General features: G+C 57.6%; 18 protein-coding genes. 10 read left to right on the top strand and 8 right to left on the bottom strand.

From position 1 onward, the window contains the following. Positions 1-169: 169 nt before the first annotated feature. From BLQ12_RS05640 to BLQ12_RS05625, 4 genes are all read left to right on the top strand, one after another. On the top strand, positions 170-1,609 hold the full coding sequence (locus BLQ12_RS05640) for an OmpA family protein (protein ID WP_175469526.1): 1,440 nt from the start codon (positions 170-172) through the stop codon (positions 1,607-1,609). 168 nt (positions 1,610-1,777) lie between these two features. Next, the gene (locus tag BLQ12_RS05635; RefSeq protein ID WP_175469525.1) at positions 1,778-2,761 is read left to right on the top strand and encodes a Smr/MutS family protein; all 984 of its coding nucleotides are present in this window, start codon (positions 1,778-1,780) and stop codon (positions 2,759-2,761) included. Positions 2,762-3,165: 404 nt separating this feature from the next. Next, complete coding sequence (locus BLQ12_RS05630; RefSeq protein ID WP_139163868.1) at positions 3,166-4,890, top strand: hypothetical protein; 1,725 nt, start codon at positions 3,166-3,168, stop codon at positions 4,888-4,890. Positions 4,891-4,928: 38 nt separating this feature from the next. Further along, entirely contained in the window at positions 4,929-6,260 is a 1,332-nt protein-coding gene (locus tag BLQ12_RS05625) for a hypothetical protein (RefSeq protein ID WP_092209143.1), read from the top strand. A 328-nt stretch (positions 6,261-6,588) separates the two neighbouring features. Here the strand turns inward: BLQ12_RS05625 and BLQ12_RS26905 are convergent, their stop codons facing one another. Continuing rightward, positions 6,589-6,789: a hypothetical protein gene (locus tag BLQ12_RS26905; protein WP_139163867.1), complete on the bottom strand. Its 201-nt coding sequence runs from the start codon at positions 6,787-6,789 to the stop codon at positions 6,589-6,591. A 13-nt stretch (positions 6,790-6,802) separates the two neighbouring features. Here BLQ12_RS26905 and BLQ12_RS05620 point away from each other — a divergent pair, with 13 nt between their 5' ends. Then, positions 6,803-8,602, top strand: a complete 1,800-nt coding sequence (locus tag BLQ12_RS05620) for a hypothetical protein (protein ID WP_092209141.1) — start codon at positions 6,803-6,805, stop codon at positions 8,600-8,602. A 252-nt stretch (positions 8,603-8,854) separates the two neighbouring features. Here the strand turns inward: BLQ12_RS05620 and BLQ12_RS05615 are convergent, their stop codons facing one another. Next, the gene (locus tag BLQ12_RS05615) at positions 8,855-9,751 is read right to left on the bottom strand and encodes a CE1 family esterase (RefSeq protein WP_092209139.1); all 897 of its coding nucleotides are present in this window, start codon (positions 9,749-9,751) and stop codon (positions 8,855-8,857) included. Positions 9,752-10,095: 344 nt separating this feature from the next. Between BLQ12_RS05615 and BLQ12_RS05610 the strand changes: the two genes are divergently transcribed. The 4 genes from BLQ12_RS05610 to BLQ12_RS05595 all read left to right on the top strand — a co-directional run bounded on the left by BLQ12_RS05610 (position 10,096) and on the right by BLQ12_RS05595 (position 14,474). Continuing rightward, positions 10,096-11,262, top strand: a complete 1,167-nt coding sequence (locus tag BLQ12_RS05610) for a P-loop NTPase family protein (protein WP_092209137.1) — start codon at positions 10,096-10,098, stop codon at positions 11,260-11,262. Beyond that, the gene (locus BLQ12_RS05605; protein ID WP_092209135.1) at positions 11,259-12,614 is read left to right on the top strand and encodes a DUF2201 family putative metallopeptidase; all 1,356 of its coding nucleotides are present in this window, start codon (positions 11,259-11,261) and stop codon (positions 12,612-12,614) included. Before BLQ12_RS05610 ends, BLQ12_RS05605 begins: the two co-directional genes overlap by 4 nt. A gap of 57 nt (positions 12,615-12,671) precedes the next feature. Further along, a complete protein-coding gene (locus BLQ12_RS05600) occupies positions 12,672-13,361 on the top strand; it encodes a hypothetical protein (RefSeq protein WP_139163866.1) in 690 nt (229 codons plus the stop codon). A gap of 192 nt (positions 13,362-13,553) precedes the next feature. After that, positions 13,554-14,474 (top strand): transposase, encoded by a 921-nt coding sequence (locus BLQ12_RS05595; RefSeq protein WP_092209131.1) that lies wholly within the window; start codon positions 13,554-13,556, stop codon positions 14,472-14,474. A 375-nt stretch (positions 14,475-14,849) separates the two neighbouring features. Here the strand turns inward: BLQ12_RS05595 and BLQ12_RS05590 are convergent, their stop codons facing one another. From BLQ12_RS05590 to BLQ12_RS05565, 6 genes are all read right to left on the bottom strand, one after another. After that, on the bottom strand, positions 14,850-15,770 hold the full coding sequence (locus BLQ12_RS05590) for a class I SAM-dependent methyltransferase (RefSeq protein WP_254781995.1): 921 nt from the start codon (positions 15,768-15,770) through the stop codon (positions 14,850-14,852). Positions 15,771-16,105: 335 nt separating this feature from the next. Then, a complete protein-coding gene (locus BLQ12_RS05585; protein WP_092209127.1) occupies positions 16,106-17,140 on the bottom strand; it encodes an ABC transporter ATP-binding protein in 1,035 nt (344 codons plus the stop codon). Beyond that, positions 17,133-18,305: an ABC transporter ATP-binding protein gene (locus BLQ12_RS05580; RefSeq protein ID WP_092209124.1), complete on the bottom strand. Its 1,173-nt coding sequence runs from the start codon at positions 18,303-18,305 to the stop codon at positions 17,133-17,135. Before BLQ12_RS05580 ends, BLQ12_RS05585 begins: the two co-directional genes overlap by 8 nt. A 2-nt stretch (positions 18,306-18,307) precedes the next feature. Next, positions 18,308-19,234 (bottom strand): ABC transporter permease, encoded by a 927-nt coding sequence (locus BLQ12_RS05575; RefSeq protein WP_092209121.1) that lies wholly within the window; start codon positions 19,232-19,234, stop codon positions 18,308-18,310. 30 nt (positions 19,235-19,264) lie between these two features. Continuing rightward, positions 19,265-20,293 (bottom strand): ABC transporter permease, encoded by a 1,029-nt coding sequence (locus tag BLQ12_RS05570; protein WP_217640244.1) that lies wholly within the window; start codon positions 20,291-20,293, stop codon positions 19,265-19,267. Positions 20,294-20,326: 33 nt separating this feature from the next. Further along, positions 20,327-22,126, bottom strand: coding sequence for an ABC transporter substrate-binding protein (locus BLQ12_RS05565; protein ID WP_092209119.1), 1,800 nt, complete (start codon positions 22,124-22,126; stop codon positions 20,327-20,329). Between the two features lie 445 nt (positions 22,127-22,571). Between BLQ12_RS05565 and BLQ12_RS05560 the strand changes: the two genes are divergently transcribed. Further along, positions 22,572-23,666, top strand: coding sequence for a M20 family metallopeptidase (locus BLQ12_RS05560; RefSeq protein ID WP_175469524.1), 1,095 nt, complete (start codon positions 22,572-22,574; stop codon positions 23,664-23,666). The last annotated feature ends 204 nt before the right edge of the window (positions 23,667-23,870 follow it).

The raw sequence follows: 23,870 nt of genomic DNA, 5'->3' as shown, positions 1-23,870 counted from the left end.
TTTAAGGTTGAAACTTGGCGGGTGTTTATCATAAGTAAGTATTCGATATGGCTTGAGTTAAGGTGTCGACCGGTGAACCCGGACGAGAACAACCTCAAAATACAGGATCAAGGGGAGTGTTATGGGTTTTGTCAGAAGGACTGCAATTCGATGGATAGCCGCTGCTGTCATGGCGGCATGTGTGCTTGGCTTCTGGCAAACCGGTTTTGCAGGCAATGAGACGCGGGACTCTTTGTTCCACGGCACCGAAGCGCTGATCGTCAAGGCCAAAGAGAAGCGGGCCTACCTCTTTGCCCCGGAAGCCTTTGGTGAGGCCATGGAAGCTTATCAGGACGCCCTGAACGACTTCAACAAGGGCCGGAACCTGAACGGGATCCGCAAGGAACTCAAGAAGGCGGAGTCTTACCTGTCCCGTGCCATGACCGTCAGCGTGACGGCTGAGGTGACCTTTGAAACCGTGATGAAAGCCAGAGAGGATGCCGCCGCCATCGGGTCAGAAAAATACAGCAGCAAATTGATGTCCAAGGCGGAATCTGAATTCCAACGGGCGGTGAGGAGTCTTGAAGACGGCGACGTGGACAAGGCCCGGGGGCAGGCAGCAGAAGCCGAGGCACTGTTCAGGAGCGCGGAGCTCGACACCATCAAGCACGCCCTCCTTGGAAAAACCCGGGAAAAGATTGCCCGCTACGAGGATCTGGGGCGAAAGAACAATGCCACGAAGACCTTTGATAAAGCCCGGCGCCTGGTGGTGCTGGCTGAGAAAAAACTGGACCAGAACCGCTACAACAACGCGGAAGCCGTTGCCCTGGTGAAGGATGCCGAGTACGAACTGGCCCACACCGAGCATATCCACACCCGGGTGGGCAAACTCGTGGAGGCGGAGTACAGCTTTGAGGACGTGATCATCGACATGGAGATGCAGCTTGTCAAGATCGCCCAGGGGCTGGACATGACCCTTACCTTTGACCGGGGCGTCAGTGGCGCCACCTGGCAGCTCCTGGACGGGGTGCAGGCCATGAAGGCATCAAACGATGCCAAGGACCGCGAAATTGCGGAGCTGAAGGCCAAGGTCACGGATCTTGAGACCTCGGTGGCCAGTTTGAGCAAGCTTGAGCAGGACCTGATGGCACGCAAGCATGAAGCCGAGGAGGCCCTGAAACGCCAGAAGGAGGCCGAGCGCCTTGAGGACATGAAGATCTCCAGAATCCGCGACGCCTTTACCCCGGAGGAGGGGAAGGTGCTCATGGACGGAGACAAGATCATCATCCGTCTTTACGGGCTTTCCTTTTCCAGCGGAAAATCGGCGATCGACTACAAGTATTTCGGACTCCTGGCCAAGGTGCGGGACACCTTCAAGGAGTTTCCGGGGTGCCGGGTGGTCATCGAGGGGCACACCGACTCCCTGGGCAGCGATAAAGTCAATAAAAGGCTATCCAAAGAGCGTGCAGACTCGGTGCGTCATTACCTCATCGCCAACTCCGTGGTGACCGACGACCAGATCAGCGCCGTGGGATACGGGGAGGACAAACCCGTGGCCTCCAACGAAACCCGCCAGGGACGCGCCAACAACCGGCGTATTGACGTGGTGATCGTGCCTGACAGGGGATGATCCCGGGAACACAGGCCATGATGATAAGGGGCGGTTATCCGCCCCTTTTTTGTGTGGATTTGACCTTTGGTGAAAAATAGCCTATTCAGTTCGCCTTCGGCGGCAGGGCCACCGGAGGCTGTTTGGGGCTGAATCGTTACAACGACACATGGGGCACAGGGTATGGGGATGTTTGAGAAACTGAAGCAGTTGTTGAAGAAAAAAGAGACCGAAAAAGCGCATGGGGATCCGTGCCCAGAGCCCTCCGTGGAGGAGAACGCCCCCGTTGACCCTCCGGCTGCTGCGCCCCCGGTTCCCCCTGTGACACCCGATAAGAAGACAACGCCCCGGTCTTCCGGAAAGGCGAAGGCAGCCCCCAAAAAGGGAAAACACGGGATTTCCGTGCTCTCCACAGACGAGGACCTGGCGTCTCTGTTCCAGGAAGAGGGCCCCCACGATATCCCCGCACCGCCCAAACCGAAGCCCGCGCCCCGACAGACCCGGCCGGCCCCTCCGCCGAAGAAAAAACAGAAAAACCGAAACCGCAACGGGATCCTGGTTCTTTCCGATGAGAAGGACCTTTTTGGCCTCATGGCTGAAGAGGCCGAAAGGGAAGGGGACCGCATTGTGCCATCGGCCCTGAAGCGGGAGGCTTCCGAGGAGGTTGCCCCCGCGAAAAAGGTGCAGCGGGATCGCCACGGGTTGCCCATCCTGGAACAGGGCCAGATTCCCGCCTCAGAGGAGAGTGACGAGTTCGCCGAGCTGCTGGCCTCTTCCCTGTCTGAGAAGAGCGGGGAGGTGCTCTTAAGCGAAAAAGTGGACAAGCTTGAGCAGGCCCGCACCCTCACCGTCAAAGAGCGGCTCAAGCGCTACCCGGCTCCCCAGGGCCAGCTGGACCTTCACGGCTACACCGCGGCCAAGGCCGATCAAACTGCCGAACACTACGTGCGGCGCGCCTTCTCCGTGGGCACCTACACCCTTCGCCTCATTGTGGGAAAAGGGCTCCACTCCGAACACGGAGCCGTCCTTCCCGACACCATTGCCGATCGGATGACAACCCTGAAACAGGAGGGCATTGTCCTTGCCTGGGCCTGGGAAAAGGGCAAAAAATCCAAAAGCGGCTCCATCCTCGTGTACCTCAACAACTACGACTCCTCCCGCCACGGCCGGTAAAACAGGGCCCGACTCGCGAACGCTCCAGGCCTTCGTTTATCAGGTAGGTTCCACTGGCGACAGGGGGTATCGACTATCCAAGAGTTGTCATGTTTTCATGGGGTCGCGTGCATTCTTGCAACCTGGCGACCATGTCCCACCTTTCTTCTTTTCAATGTGGCCCGAGTCCCCTGATTTTCATTGTTTTTTTAGCTGAAAGTAACAATGTTCCTCTTGGGGTTGCCTTTGGTTGTCAGTCATGAGGCTTTGGGAAAGCATGAACCAAAGGCCTTTTCGGGTGTGTTGTGATTATTCTGAGTAAAAAACTGTAAACAATGTTTGCGAACGGGAGTAGGTATTCATATAATGCATCACGTTCTATCCCGACATGATTATCTACCGTTTAAGGCCGGAGGCTTCATGCCATGAATCAACCGATTCTGAGACGACCCCTTCTCGTTGCGATGATGGCCGCAGGGTTTTATTTGATGACGGGCAGGTGCGTAGAGGCCCTGACCCCCCTGTCCGACGAGGGGTTGGCGCAGACCCACGCGGCCAACGGGATTCGACTGGCTTTTGAGGATGTTATGGTCCACCACAACAGCGCAGGCATGGGATACGTTGCCTATGACAACCGGGACTCCCTGGGACAGGGACAGGGTAGCTACGGGAGCCTGGGCCTCAGCGATGTGTCCCTGGCGCTTCGTGCCCACGGTACCGTGGACATGGAGGCAAAAGCCTTTGCCTATCCAGAGAATTCCGGCCCCTATTTCGCCACGGACGTCTGGAAGGAAGATGACTTCGTGCATGTCTCCAAAACCCATACCCTGGACAAGGAGCCACAGGTCAATGATGCTCACCGGCAGGTGGTGGTGCTGGAGGCCGTGGGGCTTGGGGGGGCCTTTTTGACCGTTGGCCCTGACGGCACCCCGGTGGAAGGCAACCTGGAGGTTCGGTACGGCACCGAGAGTGACCTGTTTGCCCTGGGTACCCTGGGGCTCTCCAGCCTGCAGCTCATTGATCAGCGCATGATCCTGTATGCCATGCCCGAGATCGACGGGTATTGCTCGGGTGAGGGGGTTGCCATGGAGATCGGAACCCGTCTCTCCGTCGATTCGGTGGCCATTGGAGCCCCCCGGGAGGAGGGCCTGACATTTTTCCAGATGAAAGGGTTTCATCTGAGGGAGAGCTTCGAAGAGCTGGACCCTGCATACGACCATCTGGGGCATTACAAAAAAAACAGCATCGACGATATGTACGCGAACAGCACGGGAGACTCAGGCGGGTACGGGCCCGGGGACAGGGAGGCACTTGAGGCTGACTATGAGGACATGACCCGCACCTGGGGGAGCACGGACGTCCCTGCCGAGCGGTCCGTCAACAACATGTACGACGGGCGTTTTATGATCGGGAACCTTCGCCAGGTGGGGTTTACCGATTATGTGGCCGGCAACAAGGGCATCCCGTTCCATGAAAACCACAGGGATCAACTGACCGATGACTTGAGAGACGACGGGTGGGATAACCAGGAGTACAGCATCGCCTTTCCCATTCACTATGTGGATGACGAGGACCGCGTGGATTATTCCGAGATTGTCGAACGCCCCATGACCCTTTCTTTTAAGACAAGAACCAGCGACGACTCCCCGGATGAGTCGTCCTGCATGGTGCTCAACATGCCTCTTCACGGAGCCATCCGGGTGGAGGAGACGATGGGCTACAACTCCAGCGGCGATAACAGCTACCTGGGGGGGAACTCCATGGGGCCCCTCATCGTGGAAGGGCTTCGGGTGAAAAAGCTGTATATCGAGTTTCCGGGGCGGAACACCACCTATGAGCTGGAGACCGCCGTCAACGAGAGCCTATCAAACCCGAACCCCCACCTGTACACCTACCGGGCCGGGGAGCTTCCCGTGGCCCAGGCCATTCCCGCAGGGCAGAAGGAGTACAACCCCATGGGGAGGGGGGTGGCATCGTTCATGGACCGGTTGGGACCGGAGCCGGGTCCGGTGGGGTCGGGGTGGGATCAGTACCGCACCCGCATCGGCGAGAACGTGTATGACGGGGACAGGCTGGTGAAAGACACCTCGTTCTGGCAGATCCGGGAACCCTATCCCATCAACAGCGATTACACGGTGTATCGGAATTGAGTCGGAACGGGCGCAGGTGGCGCAGGAAAGGGGCGAGCATGGGACAGTATGTGGCGGAAAGAGCGTTTGTGACAGCTTCAAAGATGGCGGGGCGCCTCCTTGCAGGGGTGTTTTTTTCTGTGTGCTTTTTTTCGGCAGATCCTGTGGGGGCCATGGAGCCCCTGGACGATGCGGCCCTTGCCCTGGTGGATGCCCAGGCCGGGCCGGTGACGATCTCTATTGAACAGGACACGGTGCGCCTTTTTTTCGATACCTATATCGAGACCTATGCGGAGATCGACCAGGTCCGCATGGGCTATTACTACAAGGACAAAACAGACCTGGTGACGCGAAAAGGGATGAACCCCGGGGTGCATGGTGGCCCGGGCATGGAGGACTTTGACCCGCGGATCAATCAGAAGTGGAAGAAAAATGAGATAGTGGACGGGCACAGGACCTTTAAAGTCGATTACAGAATGTACGGCGGAGAAAAGACGCCCGAGCGCTATGCCATGGAGTATCAGCTTTTTAAGGACGGGGCCTTGGAAACGGAGTATGTGCCGTGGACCGATGACGACCTTTTCATGGCCAAATACAAAGTCTCCACAGGGCAGAAATTGTGGGTGGACGGCGTTCAGGCCGACAACAATGCCAATTTGATCGGCGTCCCCCTGTTTCAATTCTCGGAAAAAACGTATCAGAATCGAAATTACCTGGACTGGGACGTCAGCCTGGACAATCTGCGCCTGGGGGCCAGCCCGGATAACCCGGCCATCATCAACGGTCTGGTGATTCGCATGAAATACGACGACATCAATGACCCCGACCGCCGCCTCACCGATATCATCATCGGCACCAACGATCTGCAGGCCGATCTCATGGTGGATTTCAGACGGGCCACGGGGCTGTTCAGTCCGAAAAACGCCTACCGATCGAGGCAGGTGGGCAGTATCCTGGGGATCCCCATGCTCCAGGGCTCCAGCGACCTTGCCAAGGAGTTCAACAGCACCCCGGTGCCGGTGATCCTTCAGCGGGACTCCATGCTGATGCTCGTGGACCACTACTACTTCGGGCGGGATTATCGCGTTCCCGACGGCGAAGCCTATATGGCAGCGGTTCCCGACAACCCCACCAACAGCAATACCCACAGCGGGATGTTCCTGCGCATTGGCCTTGATCGGGAGAGCCCCCATTTCGGGTACCAGATCATCACAGGCTATAATGAGCTGGTTGCCACGAGTTTTCAGTACCGTGGGGAGCACATCAACGAGTCCCTCTACAAGTGGTGGCATGGGGAGCCCCACGCCGAGGCGACCTACACCTATCCCGCGTATCTGCCCCAGGACGGCTTGTATACGGACAACTCAAGCAATTTCAATTACCACCCATAGTGATCTCCGGTCGTCTCCTTGACCCGGATATTTTATGGGAAAATGATGGGCTGAAAAGAGTGTAACTATTCAGCTTATGCCTCCGGCGGCCCTGCCGGGGGCTAAACTTTTAAAAAGTTTAACAAACAGGTTTTAAAGATGCCTCCGGCGGCCCTGCCGGGAGCCAAACTTTAGAAAAGTTTGACAAACAGGTTTGAAAAAACAGATTCAGTTTAATCTGAACCAAAGGCGAATGTGATTTTTCCTGAGGAACGAAGGGGAAAGCGCATTCGCAAGCAGATTTCGAGGTGGCTCACCTCGCCGCCGGAGGCAGGCTTTTCCATGTACTTTAACCATAGAAGACATGGATGCCCATGGCCTGGAAAATGATGACCACTTCTTTTGCCGGAGGCATGTCTGTATCCGTCCCCTCCTCCTCTTCCTTCCCTTTTTTCCGCAGATGATGCATATTTTTTAGTGGTGATACCGGTACCCTGTCTATGCCGGGTTGCGAGGTGTCTCCGCGTATGCGTTGCCGTTTATCCAGCATGAAAGGGAACCCCATGAAAAAATGGCTGATCGGGATTGCCGCGGTTTTGGGCCTGCCCCTTGTGGCCGTGGCGCTGCTCTGGGTGTGTCGAAACCCCATTATTACCTATGGGCTGACCCACAGTGCAGAGGCACTGGTGGGTGCCGAGGTGTCTTTGGAAGGGGTGAAGGCCGGTCCCTTTGGCTTGACCCTTGCGTGGGAGCGCCTGGTGGTGGCCGACCCTGATAATCCCTGGAAAAATGTGGTGGAGACGGGATCCTGTCGCCTGACCTTGGCCGGTCCCCCGCTTTTGAAAGGGTGTGTCGTGGTGGAGAGCCTGACGGCAAACGGGGTGAGCGTGGGCAAAGGGCGCCGGGTGAAGGCACGGGTCGTGGACGCATCGCCCCGACCGGAGAGCACACCGGAATCCCTGTCACTCTGGCTGCGCAGGAAACTGGAAACAGATGCAAAGGAGCTCCCGGCCTTGTCCCTTGGTGACCGGGGAAGCCCGGAGATCGTGCGAGAGGTGATGGCGGGGGTGGACTTTCAGACCCCCGGGCTCGTGGACAGGGCCCGGGCGGATATCAAGGCACGGGTTACCCGGTGGCAGTGGCGCTTAAGGGCCCATGATTTCAAGGGGCCCCTGCGGGCAGTGGGAGAGTCCCTTGACGGGGAGGATCCCACCAAAGCAGAGAGCACGGAGGCCCTGGCGGCACTGAGTGAAAAGGGGGAGGGCCTTAAGCGTGATTTAAAGCGTATGAAAAGGGAGCTCCGAGCCGAGAGGGGCGCTGCCGAGGCAGAGGTGGCACGCCTTCGACGGTGGGCTTCTGCGTATCGCGGCTGGGTGGCTCAGGACGTCGAAGGGGCGGTGGCCCTGGTCCACACCAAGGCCCCGGACTTGAAGGATGTGGGAGGGACCCTTTTTTCTTATCACCAGGCCGAGATGCTGATTCCCATGGTGACGCGTTTGGAAAGCCTTGGGGCTCTGATCTGTGCCCTGCAGGAGGATGGGGCAGAATCCGGGGAGCCCCCCCGCCCCTGGCCGAGGCTGTGGGTCCGGCATGCCGATCTGGAAATCAACGCCGGGTCGTATCTGTTGCAGGGGACCGTCACCGGATTGTCCAGTCGGGAATCCAAAACGGGGGACCCCTTCACGTTTCATCTGCAAGGGGAGCCACCCCTTCAGGCAGGGCGCATGGAGGTAAAGGGGGACGTCAGCTGCCGTTCCGACGTTTACCGTCAAGGGGTGACGGTCCGTGCCAGGGGGATTCCCCAGGGTGAGATGGTCCTTGCACCGGGGGTGCACCTTACCGGTGGAGAGGTTGATGTAACGGTGGCATACCGCGCCCGGGGCGAGGAGGTCCGTGTGGAGAGCCTTCTGGCCGTAACCGGGGGGGAGGTCACAGGAGACAGTGGTGATCTTCGCTGGTTTCAGCAGGCCCTCAAGGGAGCCCTGGGTCGGGTACCGGCCCTTGAGGTGGACTCGGTGGTGACCTTTGTAGGCGGAGAGGGGCGCTGGGACCTGGTGAGCAATGTGGACGCCTACCTTGCGATACGTTTTGATGAGGCCGTGGCCAGGGAAACCAAGCGGTTGACCCAGGGCCTGAAGGCAGAGGTGGAGAGGCACCTCAGTCGCCATGGCATGGTGCTGGAGGAAGAGCTTGCCGTTGCGGAGCAGCGAATCCTGTCACCCCTTGAGTTATTGGAGGAGAGCCTGAGGCGGGAGGAGCTGGCCGTGGACAGGTTTCTTGCCGGGGTGGACAAAGAGCGAGCCAAAAGGCAGCAGGTGATTGAGGAGAAAGGCATGGATGCCTTGATGAAATGGAAATATTAATCCGGCGGTAACTATTCAGCTCAAAAAAAACAGCCTCCGGCGGCAAGGTGTGCCACCTTGAAGCAGGTTGCGGAAGCGTTTTGCCCCTCGTTCCTCGGGTCAAATCACATCCGCATTTAAAGTAAAAATTCACCCAAAAAGATTTTTTAAGACCTGTTTGTTAAACTTTTTAAAAGTTTAGCCCCCGGCAGGGCCGCCGGAGGCATAAGCTGAATAGTTACGGCTTTTTTTTGTTTTATTTTGTGTCGATTCTTACCGCGTACAGTCTTTCATGACATTCCAGGACATTCGGCTGACATGGATGTCGCCGTGGTCGTAGAGGGTGTTGTGCGTGCCGTTTTTCAGGGTGCAGAGGGTGACGGTCACGCCGTCGTCGCAGGTGCTGGTGGTCGTGCACCAGCTGGCCCCGTGGTAGCGGGTCTCGGCGGTCCCTTCGGTGCAGCCGTTTTTTATAATCCAGTCGGCAAAGCTCGCCTCGGCCCCGATGTAGGGGGCGCCTTCCAGGGGGATGGTTCCGCCGCCGTAGGCGATGGTGGTGTCCTGGGTGCCGTGGAAGTGAATGACCGGGATGGGATAGTGCGGTGTGATGTCGGGCACGAGGACCGGCATGGAGGAGACGGAGATCGCGGCAAAGAGATCCGAGGCTTCCCGGCCCAGCCTGTGGGCCATGCCCCCTCCGTTGGCGTGGCCGTGGGCGTAGATTCGCCTGCCGTCGATTGAACAGCGTGTTGTGAGGTGGGCGACGACGTGGCGGGCAAAGCCCACATCGTCCACGGCGTTGTTTTCAGCCAGGCCGCAGCAGGCCGGACCGGCGTTCCACCCGAGGAGTCCGGGGGTTCCCATGCCTTCCGGGTAGGCCACAAGAAAACGCTCGCTGTCCGCAAGGGATGGGAAGCCGTCTTTTTCCGCCTGGCCCGCGGGGGTGTCCCGGTATCCGTGGAAGGAGAGCAGCAGGGGAAGGGGGGGCTCTGCCCGGTAATCGGTGGGAACGTGCAGGTAGAAAGCCCGCGTCTTTCCTCCATACGAGAGCTTGAGTTCCCAGTTTCCGGGGCCCAGGGGGCCTCCGGGATCTGCGGTGTATTCATCGCATCCCGCCAAGGGGAGCACGCTGATCAGAAGCAGGCATACCATCCAGGGTCGAAGGGGCATGGGGCACTCTCCATCGTGTCTGTGACTGTTTGTCGGGCATGGTGCTCAAAGGGCTTGGTAAGGGGTGTAAACCTGTGGGGAGATGTCGGAATCACCGGCCTTCAAATTAGCATGCGTGTTCGGGTTGTGTCAAAACGTGTTCGGCAAGGTATGCTCCCTTTGCGGAGCGGCGTCGCAGTCATGGGTAGAATGGTTATTCTAAATGGTGTATGTTGTGCTGATGGCGTGAACAATGATGGCAACAGGCGTAGGCGAAGCGACGCATGGCCCTGGGGCCGTCATGGTACAGGAACCGAGAAGTGGGCGGGCGGCATGATGGCTGCCCTCCGGGAGGCAGCAAGGGTATGCAGAAACGACCGGTGGAGGTGGATGCAGGGGAGATGGCGGAGATTCTGGACCGCTATCTGGACGCCGACGGGCAGGTAAATTATGCCGTGAAGATCGTGGGGCATCCGGGGATCGGCAAGTCATCCATCGTGAAGCAGGCGGCGGAGCGCAAAAACCGATATTTTATCGATACCCGGCTAGCCTTCAAGGAGAACATCGATTTAGGGGGGTACCCGGTTCCGGATCACGAGAACCGGCGCATGGTCTATTATCGTCCCCGGTTCATTCCCCCCGAGGAGGTCCCGGAAGGGTTTGACGGCATCGTCTGGTTTCTGGACGAAGCGAACCGGGCCCATCCCACGGTGATCCAGACCCTGTTTCAGGTGATCACCGAGGGGCGGTGCGGGGAGCACCTGCTGCCGGAAAAGACGGTCATCGTCATTGCGGGGAACCTGGGTGAAGAGGACCACACCCACATCACCGATTTTGACGACAGCGCCCTGGACGGTCGCCTCGGCATCTTTCACCTGAAGCCTGCGGCGGAACACTGGCTGGACTGGGCGCGCAAAAGCGGGATCCATCCGACGGTGGTCCGATATATCTCCCGCTTTCCCGAGCGGCTCTGGGATGCAGCAGCCATTCACCCCAACCCCCGGGGCTGGCACCAGGCTTCCCAGGCCCTCCGACTCTCTTATGGTCTGGGTGATGAGGCCACTCTTTACACAGCCCTTTCCGGCCACCGGCGCGGGTCCGTGGAAAAGGTCCTGGCCTCCCTGGTGGGGGAGCTGGCCGCTTCGGATTTCGTAACCCAGATCCTCACCCCCAGGCAGCTCACCACCCATGAGATTCTCTCCGGTGACGAAGGGGCCTTTGTCCGGTTCAGGGCGGGAGAGGTACCCGTGGAGGACCTGCTCTGGGCCGTGTCCGGGGCGGTGACACGCATACGGGAGAAAAAGATGGCAGGGGACGAGGGGCTGCTGGTGCCTTTGGGGTTTTTGGTGAAGTATGTGGCGGCGTCCCGATCCGATGCCCGCGTCAGCTTTTTTCTCATGCTCTTGCGGGAGTGCGGGGTCTTTTCACAGATTCCCGATGCGGTGCGATCTGTTTGTGAGGGCGGTGAGCGGGAAGAGGTTCTCTCCCTTTTGACCGATGTGGTCTTCGACGGGGAGAAGATACCGGCATGAACCCTTGGGAATCGTCTCTGAAAGCGCTCTGGAAGCGCAGTCGGTTTACCTCCTATTTTTATCAGATGGTCACCTTCGCCGAGGAAAAGAGTCTTTCCACCCTTGCCCTCACCGTGCGGGCAGGCCGGGTGACCCTGTTGTACAACCGTGAGTTCTCCCTTGGGCTTACCGAAGAAGAGCGCATCGGGCTTCTGGTCCATGAGATGATGCACGGGGTGTTCGGGCACGACCACCGGGGCTTTCGGGATGAACACCCGTACCTTCAGAACATGGCCCAGGACATGGTGATCAATTCGTGGATGGACGACCACAGCGCGACCTTTTTTTCCGCGGGGGAACAAGGGCTTACACTCCCTTCGGGCCTGCCTCGGATTCCTCGGGAGTTTTACGAGAAAACCGGTGAGCTTGACCCGGCGTGGGAGAGTGTCTATCGGTTTTTGAAGACGGATGAACCGGCTATTCTGGGGGATTTTGCCGAGGGGCTTAAGGAAAACTTCCGGTCCAGTGGGAGCAGCGAGCAACCGGAACATCCCGAACCCTCCCGGATGCCGGCTGCAGATGAGGGGCAGACATGTGACGGGGACTGGTGCCTCTCCCCGGGACAGGGCCAGCAGCTTCCCACGGGGATCCACCGCATGGAGGACGCCTCGGCCGCCGTGAGGATCCAAAAAAACGTCCGTGAGGCCCTGGTGCTTTCCGGCCAGGATTTCAAGGCCCGTGATGAGCGGCTCGTTCAGGAGATCAGCGCACTGATTCAGAGGGTGGCAAAGGTGGACACCTCCCCTTTAAAACGGAAGATTCGCACCATTGTGGACCGGGGCACGCCGTCCCGGGAGTGGGAGTACAGCTCCGCCCGGTTCAACAGGCGTTATTTTACCGAAGGGATCTACTCTGCGGGACGGCACTACGTGGATAAGAAGCTGTTGACCGTGGTGGTTGATCTCTCTGCGTCCATGGTGACCCGGCCTGAGCATATTGAGGAGGCCTTTGGTGCGGTGGAGGCCCTTTTGGACGGGTACCGGATCAACCTGCTCTGCATTGACGAAACCCTTTTCGTCCCGGAAAAACAGGGGGAGCGCTTTGTCAAAGGGGGCAACGATACCCGGCTGTGTAGCTACCGGCGGGGCGACTGGCGCCTGATCCGATCGGGGAACAGCGGGACCACGTTTTTTGCATCCCTTTTCAACCGCTACCTGGCGCATCACCGGGAGATGGTGGTGGTGATCACCGACGGAGAGATTTACGACCTGGAGCGACTCGTCCCTTACCCCCGAACCCTCTGGCTTCTTCCTTCCAATGCCCAGGGGTTTCACGCTCCCTTTGGCGAAGTCATCCGGCTGGAGCGACAGTGAATTGAGAAAAGGGGACAGGCAAAATAAGATGAAAACCCGACACATGAGGCAAGGCGCATGGCAGTGACGATTGGCAAGGATGTAGATGCGGAAACGATTGTCGAGATGGGAGCCGTCGGTGACGGGTTTTCGGTGGCTCAAGGGCTTGCCCGCCTTGTTGTGCTGGGCGACGGCCAGGCCATTTACAAAGCCGGGTTGCGTTGGGAAGGCTTTGATGTCGATAAAGGCCTGACGGCCGTCATCGGGTTGCGGGATGCGGAGAGTCTGTATCGGTGCGGTTGGATGTGGCAAGGCTTTGATTATGAACGCGGCATGGAGGCTCTTTTTTCATGGGCCGGCCCCCGGCATATCTACCTTGCCGGCCTTAACTGGAAAACTTTCGATGCGGTAAGGGGCCTTGAAGCCCTCACCAGGGCCGGGGACCCGGAGCAGATCTGTTACGCCGGGTACCACTGGAAACGGTTTGATTACGGACAGGGAATGAGATCCCTCCTTGAGATGCGATCACCCGAACATCTTTACAAAGCCGGGACCCGCTGGCCCCTCTTTGATTATGCCGCCGCGTGGGAGGTCATGGAAAAACAGGTGGCTGAAGGCGAAAAATGGCGTGATGAGGCATTTGAGAACTCTGCCTGGAAGCAGGCCTTGCGGTGCATCTGGCTGCGCAAGCTGAATCACGCATCTAAGGTGCCCATGCCCGAGGGTGCCCTGAAAGTAAAGCGACAGGGCGGGAGCTGGTCCCTTTAACGAATGTCTGTGTAGGGGTGTAAAGGGGACAGGCAAAACAAAGTTGACAAACGTACTGTTGTGTATCATAAAGTAACATCTCGATGTGTTTCCATTTCATAATCGCTATACTTGTACAATCAATTCACATTATCCACCCCTTGAACTGAGCATCCTGCACGACGATGCCATGATCCGATGAAGGAGGTCCCAATGCCTCGAAGTCTGAGAATGGTAGTATCCGAAGAGAGCACTGCGTATCATATCATTTCGCGAACGGCCCTGGACGGTTTGCCCTTTGGGGATGTAGAAAAAGAGACACTCGTTGATATCATTCGAAAATTCAGTGCTGTCTATTTCGTCGATATCCTCGGCTATGCCATCATGGGCAACCATTTTCACCTGTTGGTGATGATGCACCCGGAGATGGCGGCGTCAGGTGAAGAGATCAGGCATCGTTTTGGACTTCTGTATGGAGAAAAAAGCCGTTTTCCTGAAGGGAAGATGTCTCATTTTCGAAGCAAATGGTGCAATTTGTCTGAGTTTATCAAAGAGATCAAGCAGACCTTTTCTCGGTATTACAACAAACGATACGACCGAAAGGGCACCCTGTGGGGCGAGCGTTTTAAAAGCGTGATCCTGGAACGGGGAGAGGCCGTTGTAAACTGCCTCTCTTATATTGATTTAAACCCTGTTCGCGCGGGAATTGTCAAAAGACCGGAGGATTACAGGTGGTGCTCCATCGGGCACCATGTACAGACGGGGAACAGGGACGGCTTTCTTTCCCTTGATTTTGGGCTTGTGGACTTTGGTGTGTTGGACGCTGAAGAGCGGTTTGTCAGGTATCGTGAATACATGTATCATGCCGGAGCCATTGAAAAAGAGGGAAAGGCCAACATCTCCAAGAGCATTTTGGCTGAGGAAGAGGCCCATGGCTTTAAACTCAACCGAGCCACTCTTTTCAGAGGGAGGATACGTCATTTTACCGAGTCCGGGGTTATCGGTTCTCGTGTTTTTGTGGAAGCGACGTGTCGGCGATTTAAGGAGCAAACCCCTCGAAAAAGGGCACGTATACCCAGAGAGTTCGAGGGGCTCGGTGGTTTGTTTCTGCTAAAGCGAGTGAGTCAATCCTGAAAAGTGAGATTTTCGGTTGCACCCATCCGTTAGCGCTCAGACAAAAAATAAATGTACAAGTCACACATGAATGCCGCTGTGCTTTAACCCGAGGGACGAAGGGGAAAGCGCTGCGGTAACCAGCTTTCAAGGTGGCTCATCTTGCCGCCGGAGGCAGCTAAGTTAAAGATGCCTCCGGCGGCCCTGCCGGGGGCTAAGCTTTTAAAAAGTTTAATAAACAGGCTTTAAAAAATAGATTCAGACCAATCAAAATCAATAGCGAATGTGATTTTTCCTGAGGAACGAAGGGGAAAGCGCATTCGCAACCTGCTTTCGAGGTGGCACACCTCGCCGCCGGAGGCATTGTTTTTGTCTGTTATATTTTTGTCCCGTCCCTTACACGATGATCTTCCAGCACCGATGAATGGTTTTCCGTTTGCTGATGTAATCTTCAGGAATGGTTTGCTCCGTGATCTCTTCGAAGCTGGAGATCGGAAGAACGTCCAGTTTTGACGTGAAATTCTGATGGTTGGTCGAGAAGAAAATCGTGCTGTTCGGGCGCATGATGGAGACGACGGCATTCAGCAGCCACGTGTGGTCTTTGACGATATCAAATGCTTCCCCAGTGGTCATGGTGGTGGAGTAGGATGGTGGGTCCACCACGGCGAGATCAAAGGTTCGTCCCTCTTTCTTTGCTTTTTTAAGAAAATCAGGGGTGTGCTTCTGGATGACCTGATTGTTTTCAGAGGAGAGCCCGTTGAGCTCTAGGTTTTCCCTGACCCAGTTGACCGCAGTTTCGGAGCGGTCCACGCTGGTGGTGGTGGCTGCACCGCCTTTGGCGGCGTAACAGGTAAAGGCCCCTGTGTAGCAGTAGAGGTTCAGGAAATCTTTTCCGCGGGCCATTTCTTGGACCATAAGTCGTGTGTTTCGGTGGTCGGAAAAGAGGCCGGTGTCCACATAGTCGCAGGGGTTGACGTAAAACTTCAGGTCCCTTTCCCCCATAATGATTTTGGTGTCGGTGTGGTCGATACGTTCGTATCGTTTGCCGTTTTGCCTTCCTGCTTTGCGTTGTTTCAGGTGGACCCTTTCCATGGGAACGTCAAATGTCTCGGCCAGGGCTTTTCCCATCATGGGGAGCCACTCGGGTGTTGATTGAGCCCTGGTGTACTCTCCCACAACCAGATGTCCTGCGTACCAGTCAACCACGGCCCTGATTTCCGGAATATCCCAATCATAGACCCGGAACACCTCGATTCCCTGTTTGGCGAAACGTTTTTTCAGGTGTTTGTGGTTCTTTTTTGCTCTGTTGGCAAGCATTTCTCCTTGCCGGCGATATTTTTCTTCAAGAATTGGATCCATTGGTTGCCTCATATATATAAAACCTGAACAGGTATGTTGGTTTAGCGCGTTTTTCTGTGGCCTGCCGTGTTATGAATAATCAGAATGTTAAAACGCCTGTTTTATAACAGAATGATGCAGCAGGGTCCATGCCTTCGGGATCGTATGTCCGTTGCATGGTTTTTTTCTGATAATAAAGTTGCCTGACCCCTTTTTTCCACTTCATTTATTTCGAACCGACCGATTCAAGTACTCCACACATTTTTAATATATTTGCCTGACCCTTTTTCTTTTCTTCCTCCGCCTTCGGAAAATTATGTGGCGTCTTTGTACTGGCGGAACAGGGCCTGGGTATCGCCATGGCGATGGCAGGCCACCATGTGGCCGCCTCCGATATCTGTGAGGCTGGGTTCGGTCTTCAGGCAGGTGGCGATGGCAAAGGGGCAGCGGGTATGGAACCGGCAGCCGGAGGGCGGGTCGAGGGGGCTGGGAACATCGCCTTTCAAAAGGACCCGTTGCCGGGTTTTGTCGGGCTTGGTGTCGGGGATGCCGGAGAGAAGGGCCCATGTGTAGGGGTGGCGGGTGTTTTCAAAGAGAGTCTCTGTGGTGGCAAGCTCAACGATCTTGCCCAGGTACATCACGGCAATGCGATCGGCCATGTACTTCACAACAAGAAGGTGGTGGGTGACAAAGAGGTAGGTCAGGCCCATTTTTTTTCTCAACCCCTGCAGCAGGTTGAGGATCTGGGCCTGCACCGATACGTCCAAAGCGCTCGTGGGTTCGTCCAGGACGAGGCATTCCGGGTTGGTGGCGATGGCCCTGGCAATGGCGATGCGCTGTCTCTGTCCCCCTGAGAATTCGTGGGGGTATCGGTAGAGGTGGGAACGGTCCAGGCCCACAAGTTTCAGAAGCGTCACCACCCGGTCTTCCAGTTCAAGGGATGTCAGGGACTCCCCTTCGATGATGGGTTCTGCGATGATGTGCTTTACCAGCATGCGGGGGTTCATGGAGGTGGTGGGGTCTTGAAAAACCATCTGAAGCCGGTGGCGGAGGTTCTTTTTTTTGAGTTGCCTGGCAGAAAGGAGTGCGATGTCCACCGGCGTTTCCTGACCCTTGGGCAGGAAGAAGATGGCGCCGGAGGTGGCGTCGTGTAGCCGGATCACGGCTTTTGCGGTGGTGGTTTTTCCGCACCCGGATTCGCCCACGATGCCCAGGCACTCTCCCCGCTTGATGGCAAGGGAGACACCGTCCAGCGCCTTGACGGAGTTCACCTCCCGCCTGAGCACCCCGCCCAGGACAGGGTAATGCTTTTTGACGTCCACAAGTTCCAGGATGGTCTCTTCAGACATCGTTTTCCCCCTTATCTCCATACAGGTGGCAGGCCACCTTGTGATTTGTCCCAATGGCTTTCAGCTCGGGCACCTCGGTCTTGCAGACCCCCATCACGTGGGGGCATCGGGGGTGGAACCGGCACCCGGGAGGGGGATCAACGAGGTTGGGCACCGCACCGTCAATGGTTTTTAACTCTCCCTCCTGATGGAAGCGGGGAACCGAGTCCATCAGGGCCACGGTATAGGGGTGTTTGGGCCCTGCGAAGAGGTCTGAGACATCGGCCTCCTCGCAGAGGGTGCCAGCGTACATCACCCCCACGCGGTCACAGCTTTCAGCCACCACGCCCAGGTCGTGGGTAATCATGAGAATAGAGGTGATCTCGGTTTCCTTCAGCTCCTGCAACAGGTCGAGGATCTGGGCCTGGACCGTGACGTCCAGGTTGGAGGTGGCCTCATCGGCGATGAGAAGGTCCGGCTTGCAGGCCAGGGCAATGGCAATGACGATGCGCTGCTTCATCCCCCCGGAGAGGTTGTGGGGATAGTTTTGCGCCACCTCCTCGGGGTGGGCGATTCCCAGGCGGCCGATGATGGCTGTGGCGCGTCGGAATGCCTCCTTTTTGATCCGTGACTCCCAGCGTTTCAGCAGGGGGATTTTTCGTGAGATTCGAAGCAGAGCAGCATCGGGGTTTGATGCGGTGCGTGCATAAAGTGTGTGTTGCAGCCTTCGGGTTCCCAGGAACACCCGGGTGTCGGGGTCTGCCAGATCCTTGAGGATTTTTTCAGCCATGGAGCGCCTGCGGTGGAAGAGAAAACTCTCCGCCACCTGGTCCCCCACCCGCATGATGGGGTTCAGGGCTGCGTTGGGCTCCTGAAAGATCATGGAGATGCGGTCTCCCCTCAGCCCCTGCATCCAGGCTTCCGTTTGGGAGAGCAGCTCCACGGGTTTTTCGCCTTGCCTCTGCCTGCCGTAAAACAGCACCCTGCCATCCACAATCCGGCCGGGCTCCTGGATGATGCGCATCATGGAGCGAACCGTCACGCTTTTTCCGCAGCCCGACTCCCCCACGAGGCCGAAGGTGATGCCGCGGTCCACGCAAAGGCTCACCCTGTCCAGGGCTTTGACCACCCCTTCATAGGTGTAAAAATGGGTGGTCAGGTCCCTTGTTTCGATGAGGGCCGTCATGGTCATCTCCTCCGCAGCTTGGGGTCAAAGGCGTCCCTCAGGGCATCCCCGATGAGGTTCCAGGCCAGAACAAAGAGAATGATGCAGGCGCCGGGGATGGCCACGGTGTACCAGAAACGCAACGGGTCCTCCGCCGGGCCGACGATGTAGTTGCGTGCCAGGGCCACCATCTGCCCCCAGTCCGCATACCCTTTTGGGGCCCCCAGCCCCACAAAGCTCATGAAGGAGGCGGAGATGACCATGGAGCCCATATCCATGGAGGCCATGATGAGCACCGGATAGATGGCGTTGGGGAGAATGTGTTGTGTGATGATTTTTGCGTCGGAGCGCCCCATAAGGCGGGCTGCCTGCACAAAATCCCGGTCCCGCAAGGTGAGGACTTCGGACCGGATGACCCGGACATACCAGCGCCACTCCACAAGGGCCAGGGCGATCATGATGTTTTCAAGCCCCCGGCCGAAGGCCACCACGATGGTCATGGCCAGCACCAGGAGCGGCACGGACCAGACAATGTCCACGATGCGCATGAGGACCTCGTCGAACCAGCCCCCGTAATACCCCGAGACCACCCCCAGTGAGATTCCGATGAATCCCGCGATTCCCACCACGAAGAGACCGATTTTAAAAGCGGTTCGCGTGCCCCATACCACCCCGTAATAGATATCGTACTGGCCGGAGGTGGTGCCGAAGAGGTGATGGGCGTCGGGTGGTTTGGGCGTGGGGGAGAACCCTGTGTGGGGCATCTGATACGGCGCATGGGCATATTTAGGCGGTGCCAGATACGGCGCGGCCACGGCCACGGTCACAAAGAAGAAGAGCAGGGCAAAGCCCATGACGGCAGAAGGGTTTCGGAAAATCCGGTGCAGGGTGAAGGTAAATTCGCGCCACCTCGGGTGCCTGGTTTGTGTCGGATCGATTGCGGAGTCCATGATGTGTGCCTTCGGCTAGCTGTGAGGTCTTTATGTGAGCCGGATCCTCGGGTCAATCCTGGCGTAGAGGATGTCGATGACAAGGTTGGAGACCACGAAGACAACCCCCATGAACATGCAGACGCTCATGAGCACCGGCATGTCGAGCTGGGTGGCGGATTCGGCCAGCCACCACCCCATGCCCTGGCGGCTGAAGACCACCTCCACGGCAATGGAGCCCTCCATGGCCAGGGCCACGAGTTGTCCCGCCACGGTGATGACGGGAATCAGGGCATTTGGCCTGGCGTGGCCCCGGGTGACGGTGTGGCTGTCGGCCCCTTTGGCCCGGGCGGTGATGATGTAGTCCTTGCCCATCTCTTCGATCATGCCGGATCGCATCACCCGCATGAGAAGGGCCACAACCACGATGATCTGGGTGATGACCGGCAGGACGAGGTGGGCCAGGGCGTCGCCGGTGATCCAGAGCTCGCCGTTCAGGATACCGTCCACGGAGTACATGCCGGTGTAGCGGATAAAGTCCGGATGGTTGGCCACCCAGAGGGCGGTGTGGGTGGAGGTGATGCCCGGCTGGAAGAGGTCCAGGTAGCCGTAGAACACCATGAGCAGGACCAGGGCAAAGAGAAAGGTGGGCAGGGACCAGCCGATGATGGCGACGATGCGGGTCCCGTGGTCAAGCCAGGTGTCCCGGTGCTCCCCCGAGAGGGTCCCGAGCCAGATGCCGATAAGGATCACCAGGGGGGAGGCAAACAGGTTCAGTTCCAGGGTCACGGCAAAGTAGCCCCAGAACGCTTCTGTGACGGGCCGGGCTGCCACCAGGGACCAGCCCAGGTTGCCCGAGGCCACCTCTTTGACCCAGCGCGCGTACTGCACGGGAAAGGGATCGGTGAGCCCGAATTGCTCAACGATCCTGGGGATGTCTTCGGCCTGCTGGGGGCTCGTGACGTAGGCTGCGGCCCGCCTCTCCGGGCTGAAGGTCATGAGCAGTCCGAAGATGAGAACGGACACCCCGAAGAGCACAAACACCAGGAAAATCAGGCGACGCGTAATGTAAGCTGTCAAGGATGGCCCCCCTTCACCATGGGTTCTTGCGATTTATTTTGAGAGCCGTTTGAGATCTTCCCAGGCCGCATCCAGCATGGGGTGCGGGACAAACCCTTTGACATTGTCCCGGTACACGAAGTTGTCAATTTTCTGGTAGACCATGCATCCGATGGCCTCTTCGTACCAGAGGTTCTGGAGGCGTGCATAAATGACCCGACGTTTTTCAGGGTCCACCTCAAAGCGGCCCTCCTTGCAGAGGCGGTCCACCATCTCGTTTTCATAGGCCATGAACTTGCCGTAGACCCCTTGGGAACTCATGAAGGTAAAGAGGAAGTTGTCGGGATCGGGGTAGTCGGCGCCCCAGCCGATGATGAAGATGGGGTATTTGTATTTGCGGTAGGCCACGGTGTAGTCTTTCCAGTCCACGTTGCGCACCTCTATCTGGAACTTGGGGCTCAGACTCATGATGTTTTCCGCCAGCATGTGGGCTGCGGCTTCCCGCTGGGCGTTGCCGGTGTTGTGGGTGATGACCATCTTGAACCCCTTTTCCCACAGCTCGCCCCCCCAGGCCTTTTTCATCTCCTCTTTGGCTTTCTCCAGATTGAAATTGTAGACGGGGACGCGGATGGTGTAGGGCATGCCGCTGGCGTTGGGGCTGGTGGGCATGACCACGCGGTCGTTCCAGACGTCCTTGGCGTAGGTGTCGCGATCAAAGGCGTGGAGGAAGGCACGGCGCACGTGGATGTCGGCAAAGAAATCAGGGGGGATCCCCTCTCCGTCAAGTTTACCGCTGCCGATGTTGGGGTTGGCCTCGGGGTTCACCTGTCGGCAGAAGAGGGCGGCCGCAACCGAGAGCTGGGGCACGGCGTGTACCACCACGCCTTTCATTGACTGCACCTCGGGCAGGTACTGGGTGTCCACCTGGACGCGGTCGGCGTCGCCGTTTTGAAGGGCCAGCTTCCTTGAACTCCACTCTTTGTTGTAGCGAAAAATGGCGGTTTTCAGGGCGGGCCGTTCTCCCCAGTAGCCGTCAAAACGCTCGAAGATGAAGGCCTTGGAAGGCTCCCACTTCAACATGGCGTAGGCACCGGTGCCGTTGGCAATGTGGTGCAGGGGCTCGGACCCGAAGGCGGGGTTGTTGTAGGCGGCCGCGTTTTCAAGGGTGCCGTCCCAGCCGCCGTTTTCCACGGTCCACTCTTTGTCCAGGATGGCACCGCAGTTGGAGTAGGCCAGAAGCGCCAGCAGGGGGGGGAAGGGCCGGGGCAGGGTCAGGATAACCGTGTCTCCGGACACGGAAATGCTCGCATCGATCTTTTCAAAAATTCCAGGCTTCAGGGTGCCACCCTTTTCCCGGGTACTGGTTTCACCCACAAGGGCCTCAAGCAGCATCCACATGGGGCCCCCGTCCTGGTCCACAACCATGTGGCGCTTGAAGGAGTAGGCCACATCCTCGGGGGTGAGCTGCCCGCCTTCGTGGAAGGTGACGCCTTTGCGTATTTTAAAGGTGTAGGTCTTGCCGCCGTCTGAGATGCCCCCGTTTTCTGTGGACGGGACCTCTTCGGCCAGGACGGGTACGAAGGCATCGGTGGCGGAGCCGTCAAAGGCGATGAGCGGCTCATAAATGTTCATGATGCGCTGATGGGAGATATTGTCGTAGGAGCAGGCGGGGTCAAGGGTACGAACCGTGCCGTAATCTTCAAAGACAAAGGTGTCCGGGTTTTTAACTTCAGGTTTGACCACTTTTATTTTTGTGGGTTCCTGGGCTTCCTCGTTGGGAGGACTGCATGCGGTGACATAAAAAAGGGCAAAGAGGAAAAACAGGATGCGTTTCAACACGCTTGATCGGGTCATGGACTTTTCCTTTGTGCAGGTGACGGGTGCCCGGGACGGGACGCCTGGCCGTGTTATGTACTTCTTTTTTATGGTTTAGCAGATTGAACGAAGGGCGATATCGTGAGCTTTGTTATACGCTATCACAAAGTGAATTGGGCTTCAAAGGCGAAGTTTGGTTTCCTTGGAATGATCGATTTTTTACTCGGGCCTTGCCCGGTCATTTCCTTTGGAATACAACGAAAAGGATTCCTCCCTCGGTATGATTTTTATCTAAAGAGAGCGATTGCGGATGACTGGGAGGGGAGCATGGCATGGTGTGATCATGCTCCGGGTATGATGTGCTTGATCGGGAGCCCTCCTTCTTCAGGCGCGCCGTCCGTGTCGCTGTTTGGAATGGGATGCGTAATCCGGGTGGTGAGGTTTGCCTCGGTGCCCGTATCCGGCAGATATGAAGGATGTGAGTATGGACGAGATGGTTCCCCTTTTAAAACGCCTGATTCAGTTTCGCTCCGTGGCCGACAGACCCGATGAGATCACGGCCTGTGCCGATTTTATCCAAGGCCGGCTGACGGAGGCGGGGCTTGCCGTGAATCGCATGGATGTTCACGGTACCCCCTCCCTGTGGGTGACCCCCGAAACTGACCGCGCCCCGGTGCTTTTCATGGCCCACTTCGACGTCGTGCCAGCAGGTGAGGACCTGTTTGTCCCCCGGGAGGAGGGGGACCGGCTTTACGGCCGGGGGGCCGTTGACGACAAATACGCCGTGGCCCTGTGCATGGTGCTTTTACGGGCATGGCTCCGCCGCTTGAAAGCCGAGGGCAAAGGCCAGGAGTCTCTGCCCTTTGGCGTGCTGTTGACCGGCGATGAGGAGACCGGGGGGTATAATGGTGCCGGGGAAGCACTGAAGCGTATGTCGTGTGACTACTGCGTGGCCCTGGATGGCGGAAGTCCCGAAAGGCTGGTGGTCAGGGAAAAAGGGATCGTCCGTCTCAACCTTACCGCCCGAGGCAAAGGGGCCCACGGAGCCCGTCCCTGGCTGGGAGAAAATGCCATTGATACCCTGTTGGACGATCTGGTGAGGGTGCGTCGTCATTTTGCCCAGACCCGGGAAGACCACTGGCATCGAACGGTGAATATCGGGTGCATCCAAGGGGGCAGTGCCGTCAACCAGGTACCCGGTGACGCCAGGGCAAAGCTTGATATCCGCTACACCGAGGCCGACGACCCCCATGCTCTCATCGAGACGATCCGTGCCGATGTGACCTCCGAGGTGGAGGTGGTCTCCGTGGACACCCTGTTTAACGGCGGGGAGGGGCCGGTAACCCGGTACCTGGCAGCGCTGGCCGGGGACATTGAACAGGTGGCCGAGCATGCCTCAAGCGACGCCCGGTTCCTGAACCGGTCCGGTACCCCCGGCGTGATCTGGGGCCCCCAGGGAAACATGAGTCAGCACACCGATGAAGAGCATGTGGAGATCTCGAGCCTGTTTACCCTGTATGGGCATCTGGACCGGTTCGTGACCGCGGTGTTTTACAAAGAGGTGAGCCTGACAGATTAGGGTCGGTACAAAATAAAACAGACAAAAGCGGTGCCTTCGTACCTGTTCAGCTCCGAAAAGCTGCCTTCTATGGCTAAAGTCGGATGAACGACAGGGGCAAGAGGGCTCAGAGTAAAAACCAAAAAGATGCCTCCGGCGGCAAGGTGTGCCACCTTGAAAGCAGGTTGCGAATGCGCTTTTCCCTTCGTTCCTCAGGAAAAATCA

Origin of the sequence: Desulfoluna spongiiphila, from assembly GCF_900101345.1 — a bacterium.
GTDB classification, from domain to species: domain Bacteria; phylum Desulfobacterota; class Desulfobacteria; order Desulfobacterales; family Desulfolunaceae; genus Desulfoluna; species Desulfoluna spongiiphila.
Note: the sequence above shows the minus strand (reverse complement) of the source record. Positions and strands in the feature narration are given on the sequence as shown.